Annotated in this window: 23 protein-coding genes and 2 pseudogenes; 1 reads left to right on the top strand and 24 read right to left on the bottom strand. The window is 27.8% G+C overall.

Annotation, left to right across the window (positions count from 1 at the left end; all coding sequences use genetic code 11):
* Positions 1 to 215: 215 nt before the first annotated feature.
* Entirely contained in the window at positions 216 to 2,279 is a 2,064-nt protein-coding gene (locus KYD98_RS11460; protein ID WP_219780178.1) for a methyl-accepting chemotaxis protein, read from the bottom strand.
* 410 nt (positions 2,280 to 2,689) lie between these two features.
* Between KYD98_RS11460 and KYD98_RS11455 the strand changes: the two genes are divergently transcribed.
* The gene (locus KYD98_RS11455) at positions 2,690 to 3,277 is read left to right on the top strand and encodes a hypothetical protein (protein WP_219780177.1); all 588 of its coding nucleotides are present in this window, start codon (positions 2,690 to 2,692) and stop codon (positions 3,275 to 3,277) included.
* A 50-nt stretch (positions 3,278 to 3,327) separates the two neighbouring features.
* Here KYD98_RS11455 and KYD98_RS11450 read toward each other — a convergent pair whose 3' ends face one another.
* The 23 genes and pseudogenes from KYD98_RS11450 to KYD98_RS11345 all read right to left on the bottom strand — a co-directional run.
* Complete coding sequence (locus KYD98_RS11450) at positions 3,328 to 5,073, bottom strand: methyl-accepting chemotaxis protein (protein WP_219780176.1); 1,746 nt, start codon at positions 5,071 to 5,073, stop codon at positions 3,328 to 3,330.
* A 276-nt stretch (positions 5,074 to 5,349) separates the two neighbouring features.
* Positions 5,350 to 6,618 carry a PTS sugar transporter subunit IIC gene (locus KYD98_RS11445; protein ID WP_219780175.1) on the bottom strand — a complete coding sequence of 423 codons (1,269 nt, stop codon included), beginning with the start codon at positions 6,616 to 6,618 and terminating at the stop codon, positions 5,350 to 5,352.
* A 514-nt stretch (positions 6,619 to 7,132) separates the two neighbouring features.
* Entirely contained in the window at positions 7,133 to 8,218 is a 1,086-nt protein-coding gene (locus tag KYD98_RS11440) for a DUF871 domain-containing protein (RefSeq protein WP_219780174.1), read from the bottom strand.
* 178 nt (positions 8,219 to 8,396) lie between these two features.
* Entirely contained in the window at positions 8,397 to 9,281 is an 885-nt protein-coding gene (locus tag KYD98_RS11435; RefSeq protein WP_219780173.1) for an N-acetylglucosamine kinase, read from the bottom strand.
* 104 nt (positions 9,282 to 9,385) lie between these two features.
* Entirely contained in the window at positions 9,386 to 9,691 is a 306-nt protein-coding gene (locus KYD98_RS11430; protein ID WP_219780172.1) for a PTS lactose/cellobiose transporter subunit IIA, read from the bottom strand.
* A 21-nt stretch (positions 9,692 to 9,712) separates the two neighbouring features.
* A complete protein-coding gene (locus tag KYD98_RS11425; protein WP_219780171.1) occupies positions 9,713 to 10,024 on the bottom strand; it encodes a PTS sugar transporter subunit IIB in 312 nt (103 codons plus the stop codon).
* A gap of 385 nt (positions 10,025 to 10,409) precedes the next feature.
* A complete protein-coding gene (locus KYD98_RS11420) occupies positions 10,410 to 10,784 on the bottom strand; it encodes a hypothetical protein (RefSeq protein ID WP_219780170.1) in 375 nt (124 codons plus the stop codon).
* Between the two features lie 134 nt (positions 10,785 to 10,918).
* Complete coding sequence (locus tag KYD98_RS11415) at positions 10,919 to 11,278, bottom strand: hypothetical protein (RefSeq protein WP_219780169.1); 360 nt, start codon at positions 11,276 to 11,278, stop codon at positions 10,919 to 10,921.
* A 257-nt stretch (positions 11,279 to 11,535) separates the two neighbouring features.
* Positions 11,536 to 12,069, bottom strand: coding sequence for a hypothetical protein (locus KYD98_RS11410; RefSeq protein WP_219780168.1), 534 nt, complete (start codon positions 12,067 to 12,069; stop codon positions 11,536 to 11,538).
* A gap of 389 nt (positions 12,070 to 12,458) precedes the next feature.
* Positions 12,459 to 12,812, bottom strand: a complete 354-nt coding sequence (locus KYD98_RS11405) for a hypothetical protein (RefSeq protein ID WP_219780167.1) — start codon at positions 12,810 to 12,812, stop codon at positions 12,459 to 12,461.
* Positions 12,813 to 12,918: 106 nt separating this feature from the next.
* Positions 12,919 to 13,791, bottom strand: a complete 873-nt coding sequence (locus KYD98_RS11400) for a hypothetical protein (RefSeq protein ID WP_219780166.1) — start codon at positions 13,789 to 13,791, stop codon at positions 12,919 to 12,921.
* Position 13,792: 1 nt separating this feature from the next.
* Positions 13,793 to 14,254, bottom strand: coding sequence for a hypothetical protein (locus KYD98_RS11395; protein ID WP_258049782.1), 462 nt, complete (start codon positions 14,252 to 14,254; stop codon positions 13,793 to 13,795).
* Positions 14,255 to 14,382: 128 nt separating this feature from the next.
* The gene (locus KYD98_RS11390; RefSeq protein WP_219780165.1) at positions 14,383 to 15,363 is read right to left on the bottom strand and encodes an ankyrin repeat domain-containing protein; all 981 of its coding nucleotides are present in this window, start codon (positions 15,361 to 15,363) and stop codon (positions 14,383 to 14,385) included.
* A 35-nt stretch (positions 15,364 to 15,398) separates the two neighbouring features.
* Complete coding sequence (locus KYD98_RS11385; protein WP_219780312.1) at positions 15,399 to 15,965, bottom strand: hypothetical protein; 567 nt, start codon at positions 15,963 to 15,965, stop codon at positions 15,399 to 15,401.
* A gap of 57 nt (positions 15,966 to 16,022) precedes the next feature.
* Positions 16,023 to 16,298 (bottom strand): annotated as a pseudogene (locus KYD98_RS11380) (DUF4176 domain-containing protein).
* Between the two features lie 16 nt (positions 16,299 to 16,314).
* Positions 16,315 to 16,599, bottom strand: coding sequence for a hypothetical protein (locus tag KYD98_RS11375; protein ID WP_219780164.1), 285 nt, complete (start codon positions 16,597 to 16,599; stop codon positions 16,315 to 16,317).
* Positions 16,600 to 16,601: 2 nt separating this feature from the next.
* Entirely contained in the window at positions 16,602 to 16,853 is a 252-nt protein-coding gene (locus KYD98_RS11370; RefSeq protein WP_219780163.1) for a hypothetical protein, read from the bottom strand.
* 74 nt (positions 16,854 to 16,927) lie between these two features.
* Positions 16,928 to 17,176, bottom strand: coding sequence for a hypothetical protein (locus tag KYD98_RS11365; RefSeq protein ID WP_219780162.1), 249 nt, complete (start codon positions 17,174 to 17,176; stop codon positions 16,928 to 16,930).
* A gap of 1 nt (position 17,177) precedes the next feature.
* Positions 17,178 to 17,303, bottom strand: a complete 126-nt coding sequence (locus tag KYD98_RS11360; RefSeq protein WP_017825709.1) for a hypothetical protein — start codon at positions 17,301 to 17,303, stop codon at positions 17,178 to 17,180.
* A gap of 200 nt (positions 17,304 to 17,503) precedes the next feature.
* Entirely contained in the window at positions 17,504 to 17,920 is a 417-nt protein-coding gene (locus KYD98_RS11355; RefSeq protein ID WP_219780161.1) for a hypothetical protein, read from the bottom strand.
* Between the two features lie 46 nt (positions 17,921 to 17,966).
* The gene (locus KYD98_RS18235; RefSeq protein WP_258049780.1) at positions 17,967 to 18,527 is read right to left on the bottom strand and encodes a hypothetical protein; all 561 of its coding nucleotides are present in this window, start codon (positions 18,525 to 18,527) and stop codon (positions 17,967 to 17,969) included.
* A complete protein-coding gene (locus KYD98_RS18230; RefSeq protein WP_258049779.1) occupies positions 18,494 to 18,979 on the bottom strand; it encodes a hypothetical protein in 486 nt (161 codons plus the stop codon). Before KYD98_RS18230 ends, KYD98_RS18235 begins: the two co-directional genes overlap by 34 nt.
* A gap of 38 nt (positions 18,980 to 19,017) precedes the next feature.
* Positions 19,018 to 19,251 (bottom strand): annotated as a pseudogene (locus KYD98_RS11345) (late control protein D); the annotation flags it as partial.

The following is a 19,251-nucleotide window of genomic DNA, read 5'->3' as shown; positions in this document are numbered from 1 at the left end:
TATTTGTATAGAGGTCGATGGAACAATAACACTTGCTTATTACTAGATTGAAATATCACTAATGATAAATAATCTATCATTACAAAGTAAAGTAATATAATAATATAGATAGTAGCTAATTTTATAGGACAGTGGGACAGTAGATAATTTTGTGTAAAAAACCAAAATTATCTACTGTCCCATTTTTTCACATAAAATAAGCTACTACACAACATCTATATATCAAATTTTTGAAGTCCTTCTGTAACTTCATGTGAAACTTCATTAAGATTATTTGATAAACTATATATATCTCCTGTTACATTTTCTAGCTCGCTTGCTAGAGACACTATTTCTTGTGATGAAGCAGATACTTCTTCTGAAACTGATGATATTTCCTCTACTTTTTCAAATATCTTACCACTTTTTATTTGTATATGATTAATATCAGTATCTATTAATTCTATTTGTGGAATTATAATATCTAAACTTTGATTAACTTTAGAAAATATATTTACACCTTTTTTCATCTCTATAACTTGCTTTTCTATAGTTTTATTAACACCATTTGATTCTATTGAAATAGTATCCATAAGCTTAATATTTTCATTAATAATATCTTCTATTTCTTTCGCCGCTTGTCTACTTTGTTCTGCTAAATTTTTAACTTCATCTGCAACAACTGCAAATCCTTTTCCTGCCTCCCCTGCACGTGCTGCTTCAATTGATGCATTTAATGCTAAAAGATTAGTTTGCTCAGACATTCCATTTATAACGCCTATAATTTCACCAATCTTAGTTATACTCTTTCCTAAAGTTCCTATCTTATTATTAAATTCCTTAACCTTTGAAGAAACCTCATCTGAACTAGACACTATCCCATCCATTATTATCTTATTATCAATATTATCTGATTTAACATCTTTTGCACTAATATTTAAATTATCAATATTGAGAACTATATTCTTAATCTTTTCATTAAAATCATTTAATACATTATTAATATCCATTAAACTACTTGCTTGTGTACTAGACCCTTCTGCAACATTTTGTACTGATAACAATACTCTACTTGATGAATTATTTACTGTTGATGAAACATCATTTAATTTAATAATTCCATCCTCAACTTTTTCCACACTTTCATTTAACTGCTCAATTACCCCTTTAATTGAGTCTTTCGTTTTACTTATACTGTTACAAATCATTCCAATTTCATCTTCTCTATCTAAAAGTTCTTTTTCAATTTCAATATTTAAATTTCCATTTCCTATATTACCTAATAATTTTATAATTTTATTCATTATATTACTTATATTCTTGCTTAATTTAATCCATATAAAGATTAAAATTATTATTATTAAAATTGTTATTATTGATATAATAGAAACCGTCTTTTTTGCACAACCTAACATTTCAGATTTAGATACCATAGAAACTATTGTAAGATTTAAATTGTTTTTATTAAAGTTATCAATAACAGTTTGATATTTATTGCCCTTATAATCTAAAATTATATTTTCTTTTAATAGCTTGTCTTTATACTCATCTTTTAATTCAATATCTTCTATTTTTTTACTAGTATACTTCTTATCACTATCAGCAATAATTACATTATTTGAATCTACAACTAAAATTCTTCCTAAGTCACCTGTTTTATAATTCTCTGTAGTATTAACTATTGTATCTAGCGATAAACCTATATTAAAAACTCCTATAACTTCACCATTTACCTTAAGTTGTTTTACAGCAGCAACAGCTAAATTTCCATTAGTAGTTGAGAATATATTGTATTTTATTCCATCACCATTTAATGCATCTTTATACCAACCTCTTTCTCTTGGGTCATAATTATTCTTTCTGTCTTCTGCTGGATATTGTACATAACCACCATCTTTTTGAGATGCAAAACTCATTGTTTTAATCATAGGATTACTTTCTGCAATGCTCTTAAAATAATTATATAGATCTGCTTCAAATTCTCCATTTTGATCTGGTGTCATCTTTACAATTCCACCTTCACCTATTTTATCAACATATGTAGTTATTGAATTATTACTTAATTCACTTGCATTTTTTGATTTCATAATACCATCTAAATTTAGTTCTATACTATTAAAATATGATGTTAACGTTTGCTCTAAATTTTTATTATACTTATTTGCATTTCCTATAAAATTATCCTGATTCTCTTTGAACACCATAAAAAATACAGCTACTGTTAATATTATAATGCTAAGCACTGTAACCGTGACTGAACTTATTGCTATTTTTTTAACTATCGATTTTTCTCTTTTCATAAATCCTCCTTACCTATTAATGGTTATTTTATTAAATAATTCATATTCTGTTTTATTATCGTATTTAATTCCCATTTTTTTATATCTATATATTATTTTTTAATTTATATTATTATAAAAACTATGTATATTTTTTGTAATAATGAAAAAATATACCCCTGGGGTACCCCAGGGGTATATTGGAGTATATTTAAAATACTTATTTTAATATCTTTTGTTATGTTAATTTGTTATAATAACTAAATGACATAATAAACGCTATTAAGGCACATGACATAAAGTAATAGGCCCAAATGGTTGTCTATTATTTTTAGGGATGTGACTAAATATAAAGAAAGAAGGTATACATCATAAATACTAATTATAAAACTACAAAGAATGAATTCGAATCCAAAGAAAACTTTACATTAATGACTGTATTAAAGAAAAATGGAACTTCACTTACTGCTAAAATAGATAATGTTGACTTAGAAAAGGTTAAAAATGCTGGAATTTGGTTTGCTGAATGGCATAAAGATTTTAATAGTTATTTAGTTCAAAATATAAGTTCAACTAAGCTTAATAAAAAATCTAAGCCTTTAAAGCAAAGCCTACAAACAGTTATTATGGATGTTAATCCTGCTACACCTGTTATACATATAAATGGTGACACTTTAGACAATAGAAGAGTTAATTTAAGAATCTTTAAAAGAAATGAATTAAACGAAGTTGAAAAAATTGATGATAAAACTGTTGCTATAATATTAAAAGATAAATATGGCAACGCACATTCAAAAGCTTTAATTTCTGCTAAAGATTTAAAAACTGTTGTAACTGAGGAATATACTTGGGTTAATCATAGAATAAATGGTGAACCTTGTGTTGTAGCTAACACTCCAGATGGTAGAATTTATTTAGATAGACTTATTTTAAATGCTGATGAAAACAAAAGAATTCATCACATAAATCTTAATCCATTAGATAATAGAAGAGAAAATTTAGAATCAACTGATATATAAAAATATTAGCCCCTCTGGGGTACCCCAGAGGGGCTAATATTTTTATAATTTTAACTATGGATATTAAAAACCTTAATAGATTCATCAAGTTTTTCTGATACCATTTTTAATTCTGAAGCATATCTTAATATTTCTTCTGAAGATGCAAATTGTTCTTCTGATATTTTTGAAATACTTTCACAACTCTTAGATAACTTTTCAATACTATCATCTGCATCTTTAACTGCAACTAAAATATCCTCTGTCTCTTTTGAATAATTATCTATACTTTTTAAAACTTCTGAGGTATTATTTTTCACATTATTACTTGAGGCAAGTATATTTACAAAATATTTTTCTGCCTCTTTAGAACTTGATGTCCCTTGTTTTAAATCATTATAAGTTTTATCAATTGATGAAAAAACTTCTTTAGAACTTAAGTTAATATCTTTAAGAATAGTATTTATTTCTTTAGTTGCTTTTGAAGATTCATCTGCTAATTTTCTTACTTCTTCAGCAACCACACTAAATCCTTTGCCAGCTTCTCCAGCTCTAGATGATTCTATTGAAGCATTTAATGCTAAAAGATTCGTTTGATCAGAAATATTAGTTATTACTTCTACAAAATTTATAATATCATTTATTTTCTTATCTAGTTCTAAAATCTTTTCTTTAGATACTTCCATGCTATTATTAGCTGTTATAATTTTATCTGTAGAATTTTTTATTATATTTTCACCTTGTTCTGCATGACTATGAGATGTTTCAATCTCCGATGCAACTTTTTCAAGTTTATTAATAATATTTTCTACTTCTGAATTAATACTCTTTGCTTTATCAACAATTAATTGTATCTTGTCATATTGTATTTCAGAAAACTCAGCTATTTCTCCTGTTTTTTCAACTACTTGTTTTGCTGAAGATGTAAATTGTTCAGATTGTTCTTGCAAATCATTAGAATATATAAATACATTTTTAGAATTATTGGTTATATTACTAACTATATTATTTAAATTTGACCCCATATCATTCATAGCTTTAGATATTTTACCTATTTCATCTTCTGATTTTACATCTAAAGAAACATTTAGATTTCCTTTTGCAATACTTGATACTGCATTTTCAATCTTTTTCATAGGTTTTAATGCCTTAAATAAATAAATTCCTATAAAAATCGCTATAAGAATTCCACCAAAAATTAAATTAGCTATAATAAAATATGTGGTTTTATCTAAAGTACTATTATACTCATTTGCATTCAAATCTGCCGCTAAAATTGCTACTGGTTCATTTTTGCTATTATATATAGCTACATTAGCAGTTATTAAATATCCCCATTCCTCATAATACTCTATATCTGTAACATAACTTCCTTTTTTTAAAGCTTCATTTTCATCTTTATAATTAATCTCTTCATCTTCTGTGACTTCAACTTGTTCTCCATAACCTGTAAACTCTTCACTATTTTCATCTAATCCTTCTACTAAATAATAAAAATTATTATCTTTAAATTTTCCTATTGTATACAAAAATCTAAAGTCACTTTTTTCTTTGGCATCTTTTAAATATTGATGCAATTCATCATAGTAACCATTATATTCTTTACCTTTTTTTATTAATTCCTCAAGTTTATCACCATCTATATTTGCAGTAATTACATTTAATGTGTTGACAATATTCTTATTAAATTCTTGTTGTATATTATTTTTAGTTTTTATAGATGTTACTGCACCTAAAATTAGACTATATAATAAAAGTATTATTGTAGTAAAAGTAACAGTTTTTTTTACTAAAGACCATCTTTTAAAACCCATCATTCAAATTTACCCCTTATATATTTTAATTTTTCTTTATATTTATCGTATAAAATTTAATATACTTAATTTATTAAATATACTTTTAGTTTAAATTTCGACATTATGTTGCAAATATAATTTGTATCATACGTAATTTTAAATTACATACTAAATTTCTATAATTATTATATGTAATAAGCACCCCTGGGGTACCCCAGGGGTGCTTTTTTTGTTTGTAAATAAAACATTTATATAATATGGGTTATTTTAAGAGGCAAAATTAAATTTAAATTAAATCTATTTATTATTTTTTAATTCTTGTCTTCCAGCTACATATACAAATGGAAGATATATTAATACACTTACAGCTAAACAAATTAAAGCTGTTACTGCACCCATAATTGAGTTAGTTGATAAAAATGCACCTAAAATTGGTGGTGTTGTCCATGTTGCCATAATGGAAACCTTTGGTACAAAGTGTATTACAGTTAAACTGTAAGCTATTAACGCTGAAGCTAGAGGTGCTAACATAAATGGAATAAAATACATTGGATTTAATACTATTGGCATACCAAAAATTATTGGTTCATTTATATTAAAACATCCTGGAGCTATACTTAAGTTTGCTATCATCTTTTGTTGAGAACCAGCTTTCTTTCCTAAAATATATATCGCTAAAATTAATGCAATTGTAGCTCCTGATCCTCCCATATTTACATATGAATCTAAGAATTGACTACTTACAATATTTTTTGGCTCTAATCCAGCTTTTACCGCTTCTGTATTTAAAACAAGTAATGGTAATAATAATGCATTTATAAGTGGTGCAAGTATATTTGAACCATGTAATCCAAAGAACCATAATAATTGAGATACAAAAATTATAAGTAATACTCCACCTAAACTTCCTGCAACTCCTTGTAATGGTTGTTGTAATGCTGTAAATAATGCTTTATGAATATCAGGAACACTTAAAACTATAAATATTTCTTTAATTCCTGCTGTGATTGCTAATATTATCATTGAAGGAAATAATGCTGCAAAAGATTTAGCAACTGCTGGTGGAACACCATCTGGCATCTTTATTACTAACTTAGGATTTCCTATTAATTTAACAAAAAGTTCTGTTGCTATTAATGCTACTATTATAGAAACAAATAATCCTTGTGCCCCTAAAAAATCAAATGGTAATGCACCTTCAGCATTAGTTGCATATAAAATCATTGCTGCTGATAAAGAAACTATTCCAGCAGACAGTCCATCTTTACCATAACCGTTAGCTAAATGATATGATATTGTAAATACAATTAATATTGACATTACTCCAAAGGAACCATTCCAAATAGCTCCACCCCAAGCTGTCCATCCTACCGGTAATAACCAGTTCATAAAGTTTTGATACCATTTAAATCCTAAATTATTGAATAATACCGCAAATGCTCCAGCCATAACTAATGGTGTTATTGTTGCAAAACCATCACGTATTGCTACAAGATGTCTTTGTGAACCAATCTTTGCTGCAATCGGTACAAAATGCTCTTCCATCCAATCAAAAAATTTTTTCATTGATATTTCCTCCTATATTAAATATTTATTTTAATTCAGTTAATATTTTAATTCTATTGATTAAGATTTAACTTCTAAATTCTATATGTTCTAATTAAGTTATTACATTTAAAATCTTTTATATAAGTTTTTATAAAGAATTATATCTTTAATTAATAGTTTCTAGTTATAAATCTCTATATAATAAATTTTCTATATAAGTTTCTTACTCTACTTATAAGTAATACTATTTATAACTATTCTAAGATTTATATTAATGAACAAACTTTATTAGAACTTATATATGTTTTTAGGTTTATATTAAATTTTAGGTTTTAAGTTATAAGATTTGTATTAAGTTTTAGTTAATATAAATTTTTTTAATAAATTTACTAATTTAATATTGTTTTAGTCTAAGTTAAATAATAATTATAATTTCTAATCTTCTTATTTATTTGACTGTGTTTTAAAAATACCTGTTTATATTTTAGGATAAAGTAAAACTTAAAAATATAAACTTTTCTTTAAAACATAATTATTGCTTAAAGCCAAAGCTTGTCCAAGGCTTTATATAATCTAATAAAAATATTTCTTCATCAACTATCTTTCCAACAACATTTGTTTTCCCTGTATTTTTCATATCTTTTAAAGCAACTTGAAGTTCCCCTGCATATCTTGTATATAAATCTGAATCTATTAATATATCTCCTCTTTTAATATCTGGAGTATTAACTGGTGGAAAACTTTCTCCTTTGTATTTAACTCTGCTTTGAGTGGATCTTAACATATACTCTGAGACATCCCCCCTATTATAGTGATATTCTTCAAGAACTATTTTTTTATCAAGTTCAGTTGCATATTCATTAAACTGAACATTAAAAACTAATTTTTCTTTATTTAAATCACTTAATGCCTTTAATTCCTCCTCTGATGCAAATGAATTTGCTATTATTACATCATCAATTAATCCAGTTGCTAAAAGATGTTTAGCTTGTACTTCTATATTTAAATCTCTATGAGATTCTAATGTACATAATCCTTCTGAAACAGGCCAAGGACCATATTTTGCACTCTTGGAATTTACAAATGCTGATGTATTTATTCCAAGTTCCTTAAACTGTTTTGAACACTTCATAAAATGTTCAAGTGAAAGTCCTGTGTATTTATGAGGATAAAAATTATGACATCCATATAAATTGTTCACATTAGAATTATAAGAAAGAATATTATCCACATATTTAGTTCCATTACTCATGTTTAATTCTATTTTTAAACCATACTCATTGAAACTCATTATAGATTCTTCCATTCCACTAAAGCCTAAATCTAATCTTATACCATCTAAGCCCATATCTTTAAACGCTTTCAAGTCATATATGGATGCTCCTAAAAACTTAAATACAGCTGGCTCTAAATCTGCAATTACTTCCATATCTTCTTCCTTTGCAGCATTTAACATAAGCTTAAAATCACCCAGTACATCATCCAAATTTTTATCAGCTACAGAAATTAAACATGTAAATATTCTTTTGAATCCATACCTTCCTGCTAAATGTATATATTTAACGATTTCATTTATATCAGTATGATTTGGATATACTGAAATCCCTAACCTCTTCATCCTTTTCCCTCCATTTTCTACCTTATATTGATTAATCTAAACAGTTTAATAATTGATTTCACTAATTCTATATCTATTATTATCAATCTATAACTCTTACGTATAAATAATTGTGTTTTAAAATATTATTTATATTGTGGCATAATGATAAACTAAAATCTGAATTTAACTTTTGAAGCTATTGTTTATTCAGATAATAAGCCCCTATAGTAGGAGAAATTTCTTCATCTACAATCTCATCAAGAACTATAGTTTCTTTTAAATACTCCTCAAAAGCTTTTCTAAATACCTTTGCCTTTCTAATTACACCTCCAACTAATGCTATAGAACAACTTTCAAAGTTCAATTTTTTGTATACATTTTCAACTCTCTTTCCAAAACTTCTTGCTTCATCTATTAATATTTTACTTGCTATAATATCCCCATCTTCAGCTAATCTAGCAACTATTTTGGTTAATGACGCTATCTCATCTTTAGTTGAAGAATATACAAACTCTGTTATTTCATTAACTGAACTAATTTTTAGATTTTCTAAAATCCTTTTAGATAATTCTGATTGCTCTAAAGAATATTCTTCTTCTGATATCATTCTTTTTATTGATTCTATTGCTATTTTATACCCACTACCTTCATCACCTAATAGATTTCCCCAGCCTCCACATCTCACATTTATATTATCTTTAACTCCAAATGCTACTGAGCCTGTCCCTGCTATAACTAATATTCCATCTTTTCCTTTTAACATTGCCTTTAAAGCTATCTCTGCATCATTCATAACTATACAGTCAATATTAAGCTTATCTTTTACTGCATCTTTTATTACTTTAGAATTATCTCCAACCTCTACTCCAGCGACACCAAGATATACACCACTAAGTTCTTCATATCCAAGTTTTTCTACTATTTCTTTTATAGAACCTACTATATTTTCTAAAGCTTTTTCCTTATTATTTAATAAATTAGCAAATCCCTTTATTGAACTCATAATAACTTTTCCATCTAAAGAATAAGCAATAGCTTCAGTTTTGGTGCCTCCACCATCAACTCCTATAACATATTTCACATAATCACCACACTTTTTTCACTTAATATTTAGTCATTTATATTTTAAAATAGTGTTTATATTGTAGTATTAACATCTCCTTAAAATACAACAACAAGACTTTTTTATTTACTATGCAATTGTTCATGTATATCTATAATTTCAACCGCAAGAGATTTTACTGTCATACTTGTCATTAAATGGTCTTGAGCATGAACCATTAATAAAGTAACTTCTGTTTTCTCTCCATTAGCTTCTTTTTGTATTAAAGACGTTTGAACACTATGCGCCCTTGATTCTTCTTCTTCAGCTTTTTTAATAAGTTCTCTTGCTTCATCTATATTCCCACTTTTAGCACATTGAATTGCTTCCATTGAATAACTTCTAACTTCTCCACTGTGTACTATAAGAGTCATTATTATTTCTTCCATTAAGTTTCTCCCCTTCATGCTTTAATTATTTTCTATAACTTCTAAGGCTCTTTCTAAAACTTTTTTACCATTCATTGTTCCATAATCAATTGTGTTTATTACTTCTACGGGTACATTTTTATCAGCTAAACTTTTCTTAAATTTTGATAATAAAAATCTAACTTGTGGACCTAATAATAAAACATCTGTATTATCTATATACTGTTTGACTTCAGCTTCACCTGTTGCTTGTATATTACATTCAATACCTTTTTCCTTTGCTGCCTGCTGCATTTTTGATACCAATAAACTTGTAGACATTCCAGCACAACAAACCAATAATATATTTTTCATTTATATTCCTCCTATATTTTTTTATTGTGTTTTAATAACTATAATCCTTTTCTAAACATAAATCTCATTCTTCTTGTAAACATATTCATTTAAACTTAATATTTTTTATCGTACACCTTTTATATAAAGCAAATTACATGCCAACTTTTAATATATAAATAAAGATTCCTAAAATGGCTTTATTACTTACTTATAGATTATTTTTATAGTGTAAAATCTAAAAAAATAAGTGTGTAAATACACTTACACACTTATTTTTTACACTATATTCCATCTAAAAAAGAATAAAATTTAATATTTAACTTTATCATACTCAACTAATTCTTCTGCAAGTTGTATTTTTGTTTTTAATATGCTTTTTCAGACACCAAAATCACTGCATTTATTATATATTTACTATACTAGGGTTATAGATTAAAGCAGCTTCTACTTCCTCAAACGAGGTCCCCCATCTTATTGCAATATCCCCTTTATTGCAACATTGCATAGCCAAACCATAATAATCAATTTCATTTGAATACTGTGCCTCACAATTGAACAATATCCGGAACATTTCATCTATATAGTTTTCTGTTAAAATATCATCACATTTACTCATAATAATTGTATTAAGTTTTGAATTAATTGAAACAATCTCAAGTGCAAGTGGGAGCTTCTCTATATTAAATTCTGAAATACTAGAGAAATAATAACTCCCTTCAATATCTACTTTTATCTCAGGTCCTTTATTAAAATCTTCTATATTCCAATTTTTATTCATATCTTTCCATATTTTTTTATAATTTTCTACTCTTGAATTTATGTCTTTTATTTTTTTATTTACTACAAGGTAAAATTTATATTCCTTTAGAATATTATTATCATTAACTAATGAATAGATCTCGTTACTACATGCTAGTATAAATCTAATTTTATCATTTCTTCCGCTCCTTCTGGACTTAAATTAAGAGGTCTATTCCCCGCCTTACTCATCCTCCTAGAAGATATAAGACTCATTGTATCCTTTGCAAGATTATTAAATGATCTCTCCGCATTAATAACTCCATCTGCTGCAATTGCCACTCCAGATATGTTAAGTGGTACACCTATTACAGCTCCAGCTCCTGAACTATCTAAAACAACGCCTCCCATTGCTTCAGAACTACCACCACCAAATTCAAGTCCACTTCCTATAAGTGACCATATATCACCAAATATTCGTCCAGCCTTGCAAGATGCAGAATCAGGTAACTCTTCTTCTCTTTTATTTGCCATACCCCATTTTTTCTACATAATTTATATTTATAGATTATTTCCTCCTTATTTCTATAAGCTTCATCTCCACCAGATTCATGAAATCTTTTTAAATCTTTGAAAGCCTCATAGTTCATACTATCAATTAACAATCCTCCTTATCTTTAATTATATAAATGAGAAGGATTATTGGCAGTTCACGTATTCTTATACATATTAATTCTCTATACGTTTCATTTTAACTTTATTTATACTTACTCCTTATTTTCTAAATAATATTATTCTGTAATTTTAGAATAGCCCACATCCTCAAATTCATCAAGACTATGTACAAGTATTGGGTCGGTAAATACTTTATCTAGTATCGTTAAACTTGACTTTGAGAAATTTTCGCAATCTCCCTTGCTTCTTTTAACATCTCCTAATGTTCCCCAACTTTCCACATAGAAGCAACCTGCAGAAATATTTTTATATTTCTTTTCACCCAAATATTTTCCATTAAGAACAAAAGTATTTTCAACCAAATCATAATTTAGTTTATCTGGAAAATTACCTGTAATAAATATAAAGTCCATATGATGATCTTTGTCAAACTCAAACATTACACCATCTTTTCCATATATACACCATCCAGGATATTCTGGATAGCTACCAACATAAATTTGTGCTGTTTTCTCTTCAACAAAATCTTCTTTTAAGCCTTTAGTAGTATTTATATGAATTGCAATGTGCTCTACAGGTATTCTAACAATAATAGGTATTAATAAAATAAATGCTATAATACTTCTACCTATTATTTTAATTATTTTCATTTTCTTGGTCCTCCAATATCTATTTGTTCGGTATGTCCATCTTCATAAATTCTCTCCCAATATATATCTTCAAACATATCTTTATTCTCCTCCTTAACATATTTTGCTGGATAATTATCACATCCTTCTGTATTAAATTTACTTCCTGAAAATTGCCTAATCTTATCTTCTATCTTAAATTTTAAATTTTTATCATTTATGTTATAATAAGATATTTGTCCTCCTTTTTCTTCTGACTCTGGAGTTGGGTCACAAATTGCATCAGCTTATCTTTCAACTCTTCTTACCTACTCATTGGAAAAACTTGTATTATTTACAACTGTTGCTTCATTATATTATGCAAAATATGTGTGCGAAAAAGTTCACAACAGATTTGATGCATAATCCATCTATCCATATACTCCCATTTTTGACATTACATAAATTGCGATTAAGGCTAAACACAAGAAAATAAGTGTACCTAACCAAGCATATGTACCATATCTCTTATCTGGAATTTTTCTTATTCTCCACGCCATAACTGTTATCTGAATTACTAATACTGCTGTAGAAATAAAAAATAAATTTCTAAATAGAACTTCATTTATACCACTAACTTTCCATAAAAATAGTAAGATCCCAGTAGTTGAAAGTAACATTGAAAATATTTTTAAACAAATATCTTTTTTGACAACAAAAATTGTATAGTAAATAAAAGATATTGATATTCCCAATACTAAAAGGTACTTAATTGTGTCAATCATTTTATCCAACTCTCTTTCCAAAACTCACCTATTGCTCAAATAGTACACCCTGCAACAACACCTGCTGCAAATGTCCATCCTAGTCCAAATAACCCTACTCTATTATTTATAGATTCATATTTTCTTTTAATACCTTATTAAATTTTCCCTTTACCAAACCATTCACACCATCTACTAACATTGCTGTATTAACCGTACTTTGATTCGATTCTGTAGCATCTTCTAAACTCATATCAGGGTTAAAGCACCAATCATATATTTTATTAGGTGTTAATGCTGTTTTTGCATCGTCAATTATTTGACCTGGAATACTTTTTATTTGATTTACCCACTGCTCTCTTTCCTTTAAATTCTGCTTATTTGCATCTATAAACTTATCAGGATTACCTGTTCTAAAAAATCCATCTTCTCCAAATAATGAATTTACATATCTCCATTTTTCTTTTGTCTCTAACTCAAATGGTTTCTCTACAAATTCTATCGCTCCCTTTGTTGTATTAATTACAGTTGATGTCATTGCCTCTGCTCTAATTATTCTCTTCTTTAAAGTATCGTGTACTTCATCCTTAACCCATTTTATTAATCCATTATCATTTTCTTTATCATTTAACCATCTATTAAAACTACTGCTTCTAAGGTTATCATTTAGCTGATTAAATGTACTTGTAGGATCATCAATGAGCTTTCCAACATCAGAATCTTTTAATTCGTTAAATAATATAGAAGCTCCAACATACACTTTATTTATATCTTTATTTAGTCTTTCCTTTTCGTCTTCATTAATCTCCCCATCATCACAAATATTTGCAATATCTGCTATAACTCCAGTAACATCTCCTACTAGATTTATCATTGAAGTCCCTATTTCAAATAATCCTGCTATTTTATTACTTACTGTTGTTTCTAATTGTGTTACTACTGTTGCTACTTTGGCTACTGCTCCCTTAACAGCACTTACCATGTTCCCCCAGAAACCCATATTACTCTCCTCCTTCTGCAAAAGGAGCATAAGTTTCTCTACAGCTTCCGTTTTTTATTACATTATTACCTTTTATATGGAATTCTCCTTCTATTGAGACTCCATTTTCTGTATTTCCTTTGGTCATTAATATTTTGCTTTGTGCTGTTATGTTTACGTTATTTTTTGTCCTTATTGCTATTTTTCCACCTGCATTTAGGTTTAATCCTGTTGGACTTGTAAGAGTTACTCCTGTTTCATCATCAAAATTTATACTTAGTGGATCTTTACTTCCACCATTTATATTTAAAGCTCCTGGAAGCATTTCTATCTCACTTCCATGTTCTGAAGCAAAATATCTATTTGTTGTATCAGATGTTTTTTCACAAGTATCTCCATTTTTTCTTATGCAACCTGTAATAATTGGTTCTGCACCATCTTCACTTGGAAAATAAAGCCTTGCACTTTCTCCAAGAATAGGCATTGAATAAGTGATGGTGCATATCTAAACCAATAGGCTTCTTCATTTGTAATTTAAAACATTTATTAACACTAAAAATCCTCCTCATCTTTAATTACAGAAGTTAGGAGGATTTTTTTTATTATATATTTTTAATATTTTTTTATATATTCTTCCCAAGTATCTGGATAAGTCTTTTTAATTAGTTTTAACCTATATTCAGGAATTTTAGTCTCCCAGTATTTTACCCCTTGATTATTAAATTCTTTAACAATTTCCATTTTAATCTTATATTCTTCTGAATCTAATTCATATATCCAATTCCTTAGTATATCTACTGGATAAAATTTTTCATTAGGATCATCACCTGGCATTGTAACATTTTCTGTTGCATAATAAGCTTCATTTACTTTTGCTTTTTTCTCTACAATTAAATAGTATGCATATTGCATGCCTTCCAATGTAGCATTTGGGCCACCTGCATGTAAAGCTTTGATTCCTGCTGTATGTCCACTTTTTGTTTTATAGTTAATATCAGCTCCTGCTTCTACTAAAGCTTTTGTTTTCTCAATACCACATATAATTGAATGCATTAATGGGCTTGTGCCTTCCTCTATAATGTCATGATCCTTTCCGACATAATTTTTATTTGGATCTGCACCATAACTTAATAGAAGTTTTACATACTTAGGATCATTTTTAGCATCGTTATCTATCCAAGAAAAACCTGCTGCTTGAAAAAGTGGAGTCTCTCCCTCACTTGTTGATGCTATATTGGGGTCTGCACCACATTTTAATAATGTCTCTGCTGATTTATACTTTTCCATACCTACTGCCCATAATAACAAAGTAGCACCATATTTAGGGTCTTGATAATTCAATAATTCCTCATTATCTTTTATTATTTTTTCTATAGTTTCAGTTTTTTCATCTCTTACAGCTAATGCTAATTTCCATGCTGGAGTGTTTCTATAAATATTTATATTAATAATTTTATATTCACCATTATTGGTTTTACTAGAAATATAATCAATTACATTATTTATTATGTATGTTGATCCACCATTAACCCAGTAACATGAACATATTATTGAAGCAAAAATTAATATTGCTACTATAAATTTTTTATCCATACCTTATTTCTCCTTCGCATTGATAATATAATCCTTTATCTTAAGAACTGTTGTACCTTAGGGCTGTTAAATGCTTCATTTAAATTCTCACCTAACTCTTTAATTTTATTATCTACTGTCCTTGATATAATCACCTTTTCATTCGAATTATATTGCTTTATTGATTCTTTTACTGCACCAATTAAGTGATTTGCAATTGCATCTGCACTATTTATTGGACCTATCGCAGTATCAACAGGATATTGCGTAGGTAAATAAACTGCTTTACTAATTGGTTTTGATATAACATCTTCACAAGCATTTAGTGCTTCACCTTCCACAATATATGAAGTCATATCAGCACTATATTCTGAGACGGGTAATTTATAAGCCTCTGCATTAACTGCTGCTGGATTGAATAGTATTGCATTTTTATATTCGTAAAAATCTTTACCTTTCTTTAATACAATACATTTGAATAATTGGTCAATATTTATTGCCTTAATAATCTCAGATTTATTTAGTGTTTTATACCAAATTGTTCTTCTTTTTTTATGGCTAGGGTATTGTGCTGGCAAACATGTTGAAATACATCCATAGATACTATTACAGTATTTTTTCACCTGATTGAAAATATCTAACTCTTTTATCCCTAAAATTATCACTTACATTTAATTTTATTAAATATTTTTATTTATATATTCACTTATTTTTTTATTATATTCTAATTCTTCTATATCTTGAAACCCTATAAAATAAACCCTTTCAATTTGTTCATGATTAAATAAAAACGCACTTTCTGGTCTTAAATTTCCTTCTGGATATAAGCAAGCAGAATAATCCCATTAATTTTCCCTTCTACTTTCTAATTCTCTCTGCAATCTTCCTATTATCATTAATTTTTTATTACTATCTTTTAATAATACAATTGAACCTATTGGTAATAATGTTTTCACAATCAAATCTCCTTTTTTATTTTTTTAACATATAAAAAATTTTTCTCCATCCTGGGAATATAAATTTTGTGAATACTAGTATAAAAATATAAAGTCCACCAAAAAGTATAGTTCCTGCAAGAATAGTCGCTCCTATAATTGTTAAAACTAATAATCCATATTGACTGATTGATGATATGTTTGTGGTATTAAATAATGCTTGTTTAATATAATTATTTCTAAAAATATATTGTATTAATACAGCTCCCAAACATCCTATATACAATTTATTGGTTACTATTCTTTTTATTAAATTTTTCATAATTATTTGTTCCCCTTTGCTAGCTCTTCTAAAGAATATTTTTTATCACATTTTGAGCAATAATAAAAAATTGTGATTTCATATGCTTTACTATATGATAAACCTGTCACAATACCTCTAAACTTTTTCATTCCAATATATCTCTTGCTTGTTATTTTTTTCATTTTACTTCCACATATTCTACAAATTTTTCTATTAAACAAAAAAAATTTCAATTCATAAAATTCAAATGACCATTGTTTTATGTCTCCCACACTTACTTCCTCCATTAACCCAGTAACATGAATATATTATTGAAGCAAAAATTAATATTGCTACGATAAATTTTTTATCCATACCTTATTTCTCCTAATAATTCTTCTGCGTCATCAATGTCCAAATCACCATCTTCATCAAAATCCACAACACCAAGTACAGACATTGCTCCAGATAGAACTGATGCAAGTGCTCCACCAGCTGATGAAAATATTTCAGAAATTCCTGATATTATAGATTTTGCTGTATCAACTACTGCTTTTGCTGCTTTTGCGATTCCTCCTACAACACCTTTTACTAAAATTCCAATACTAAAGTCCATTTTATACTCCTCCTTCTGCAAAAGGAGCATAAGTTTCTCTACAGCTTCCGTTTTTTATTACATTATTACCTTTTATATGGAATTCTCCTTCTATTGAGACTCCATTTTCTGTATTTCCTTTTGTCATTAATATTTTGCTTTGTGCTGTTATCATAACTGGATTTTAAGAAAAATTTTAACTGACCAAAAAATTGCAGTCAGTTAAAATAATAAATAATAATTATCTTTTTTTATAAAAATTCTCTTAGCCAAAATCCTAATATAATTGAAGTAATTACTTAATATAAATGCTTTCTTTAAAACTTTGTAATGTAAATTACATAATAATTAATTATTAGCCTCTTTATATTTTTTACATAAACTTTCAATTTCCCTATAAAAATCATCTGGAATTGTATAATCATGCTCTTGTTCAGGTACAACTCTAGCTAAATCGCCATAAATTTTTAAACACGGAATATCATAGTTGTCTTTACCACTTAACCCTATTAAAACATCTGGAGTAGTATTAGGTGCATTGTTGTCAGAACGTTCAGAAAACTGCACATTCTTCAGATAATTCATAATTTCTGATATCTGACTTTTATCTTTAGTGCTAAATGTTCCGCCAATATATGAAATCGAAATTTGATCAACACGCTCTATATCAATATTTTCAAAAAGTTTTACTTTGGTACTACTATGAAATATTCTAATTGATACTATTATAAAAATTATACTTATTGCAATTAATATTTTTTTCACAATAGTCCTCCTTTCATATGTAAATTTAATCTTATTATAACTTTTATTATTTTATTCTTACTTTTCCTTGTCTTTTTCTAACTGGCCATCCATATTCATCTTTTTCAACATATTTCCACCAAGTTGGTTGCCCTTTAGATGAAGTTGGATATATTAATAAACCTTTATCAGTAAGTTTATACTCCCAATCTTTTAGCCATCCTTCTCCTCCTGCAACCTCTTCTGATTTTTCTTGTTCTTTATCATTATAAACATATACTGTTCCCCCATCCCATCCAGTTATCTCATTTGCATCAACAATCTCCTCAAATGCACTTGCTGTATTTTGTGCATCAGGATTAGCAGAATTACAAGAACTAAAATATAATTCATTCATTTTCTTCTTATCTAAATCTGATATCAATATAGCCTCTTGTTTTTGTTGATCTGGAATAACAGTTGTATCCGTTGCAATTCTATACCACCAAGTATCTGGATGATCTTTGTGTGTTTCATCTTCAAAATACATAAATCCTGCACCCTTATAGTCATCATCATCATTATCATCATTTATACTACCATGTAAAATAATTTCTACAGCATCAATATTATTATACTCATCATCCATATTATTCCATTTTTCTTAAATTCTTGAGGATTGCTAACTGGCATCAAAATTACATTTGTGCCAGGATATTTTTTTTCATATTTTCTCATCTGTATCTTTGCTTGTTCATCAAATGTATGTTTTTTATCACCAGATTTTTCACCTGTTTGATATAAGATATAACACACATGATCACTAGGTATATCATCATCATAATCACCGTCTGACCATTCAAAACCAAACCTTGGTATAAGAGCTCCAACCAACAATTTAAATACTTCTTCGAGGAGTTCTTCCTCCTCATCAATCTCTCCATCTTCACAAACATTTGCAAGAACTGCTGCAACTCCAGCAAAGCTTCCAATGATTCCTTCACTTTTAGCTACTGCTGATAATGCATTACCTACTGCATTTGCTACTTTTGCTATTCCTCCTACAACACCACTTACTAAATTTCCAATATTAAAGTCCATTTTATACTCCTCCCTCTGCAAAAGGAGCATAAGTTTCTCTACAGCTTCCATTTTTTTATTACATTATTACCTTTTATATGAAATTCTCCTTCTATTGAGACTCCATTTTCTGTATTTCCTTTGGTCATTAATATTTTGCTTTGTGCTGTTATGTTTACGTTATTTTTTGTCCTTATTGCTATTTTTCCACCTGCATTTAGGTTTAATCCTGTTGGACTTGTAAGAGTTACTCCTGTTTCATCATCAAAATTTATACTTAGTGGATCTTTACT

This window comes from Clostridium weizhouense (genome assembly GCF_019431045.1).
In the GTDB taxonomy this organism is placed as follows: Bacteria; Bacillota; Clostridia; order Clostridiales; family Clostridiaceae; genus Clostridium; species Clostridium weizhouense.
Note: the sequence above shows the minus strand (reverse complement) of the source record. Positions and strands in the feature narration are given on the sequence as shown.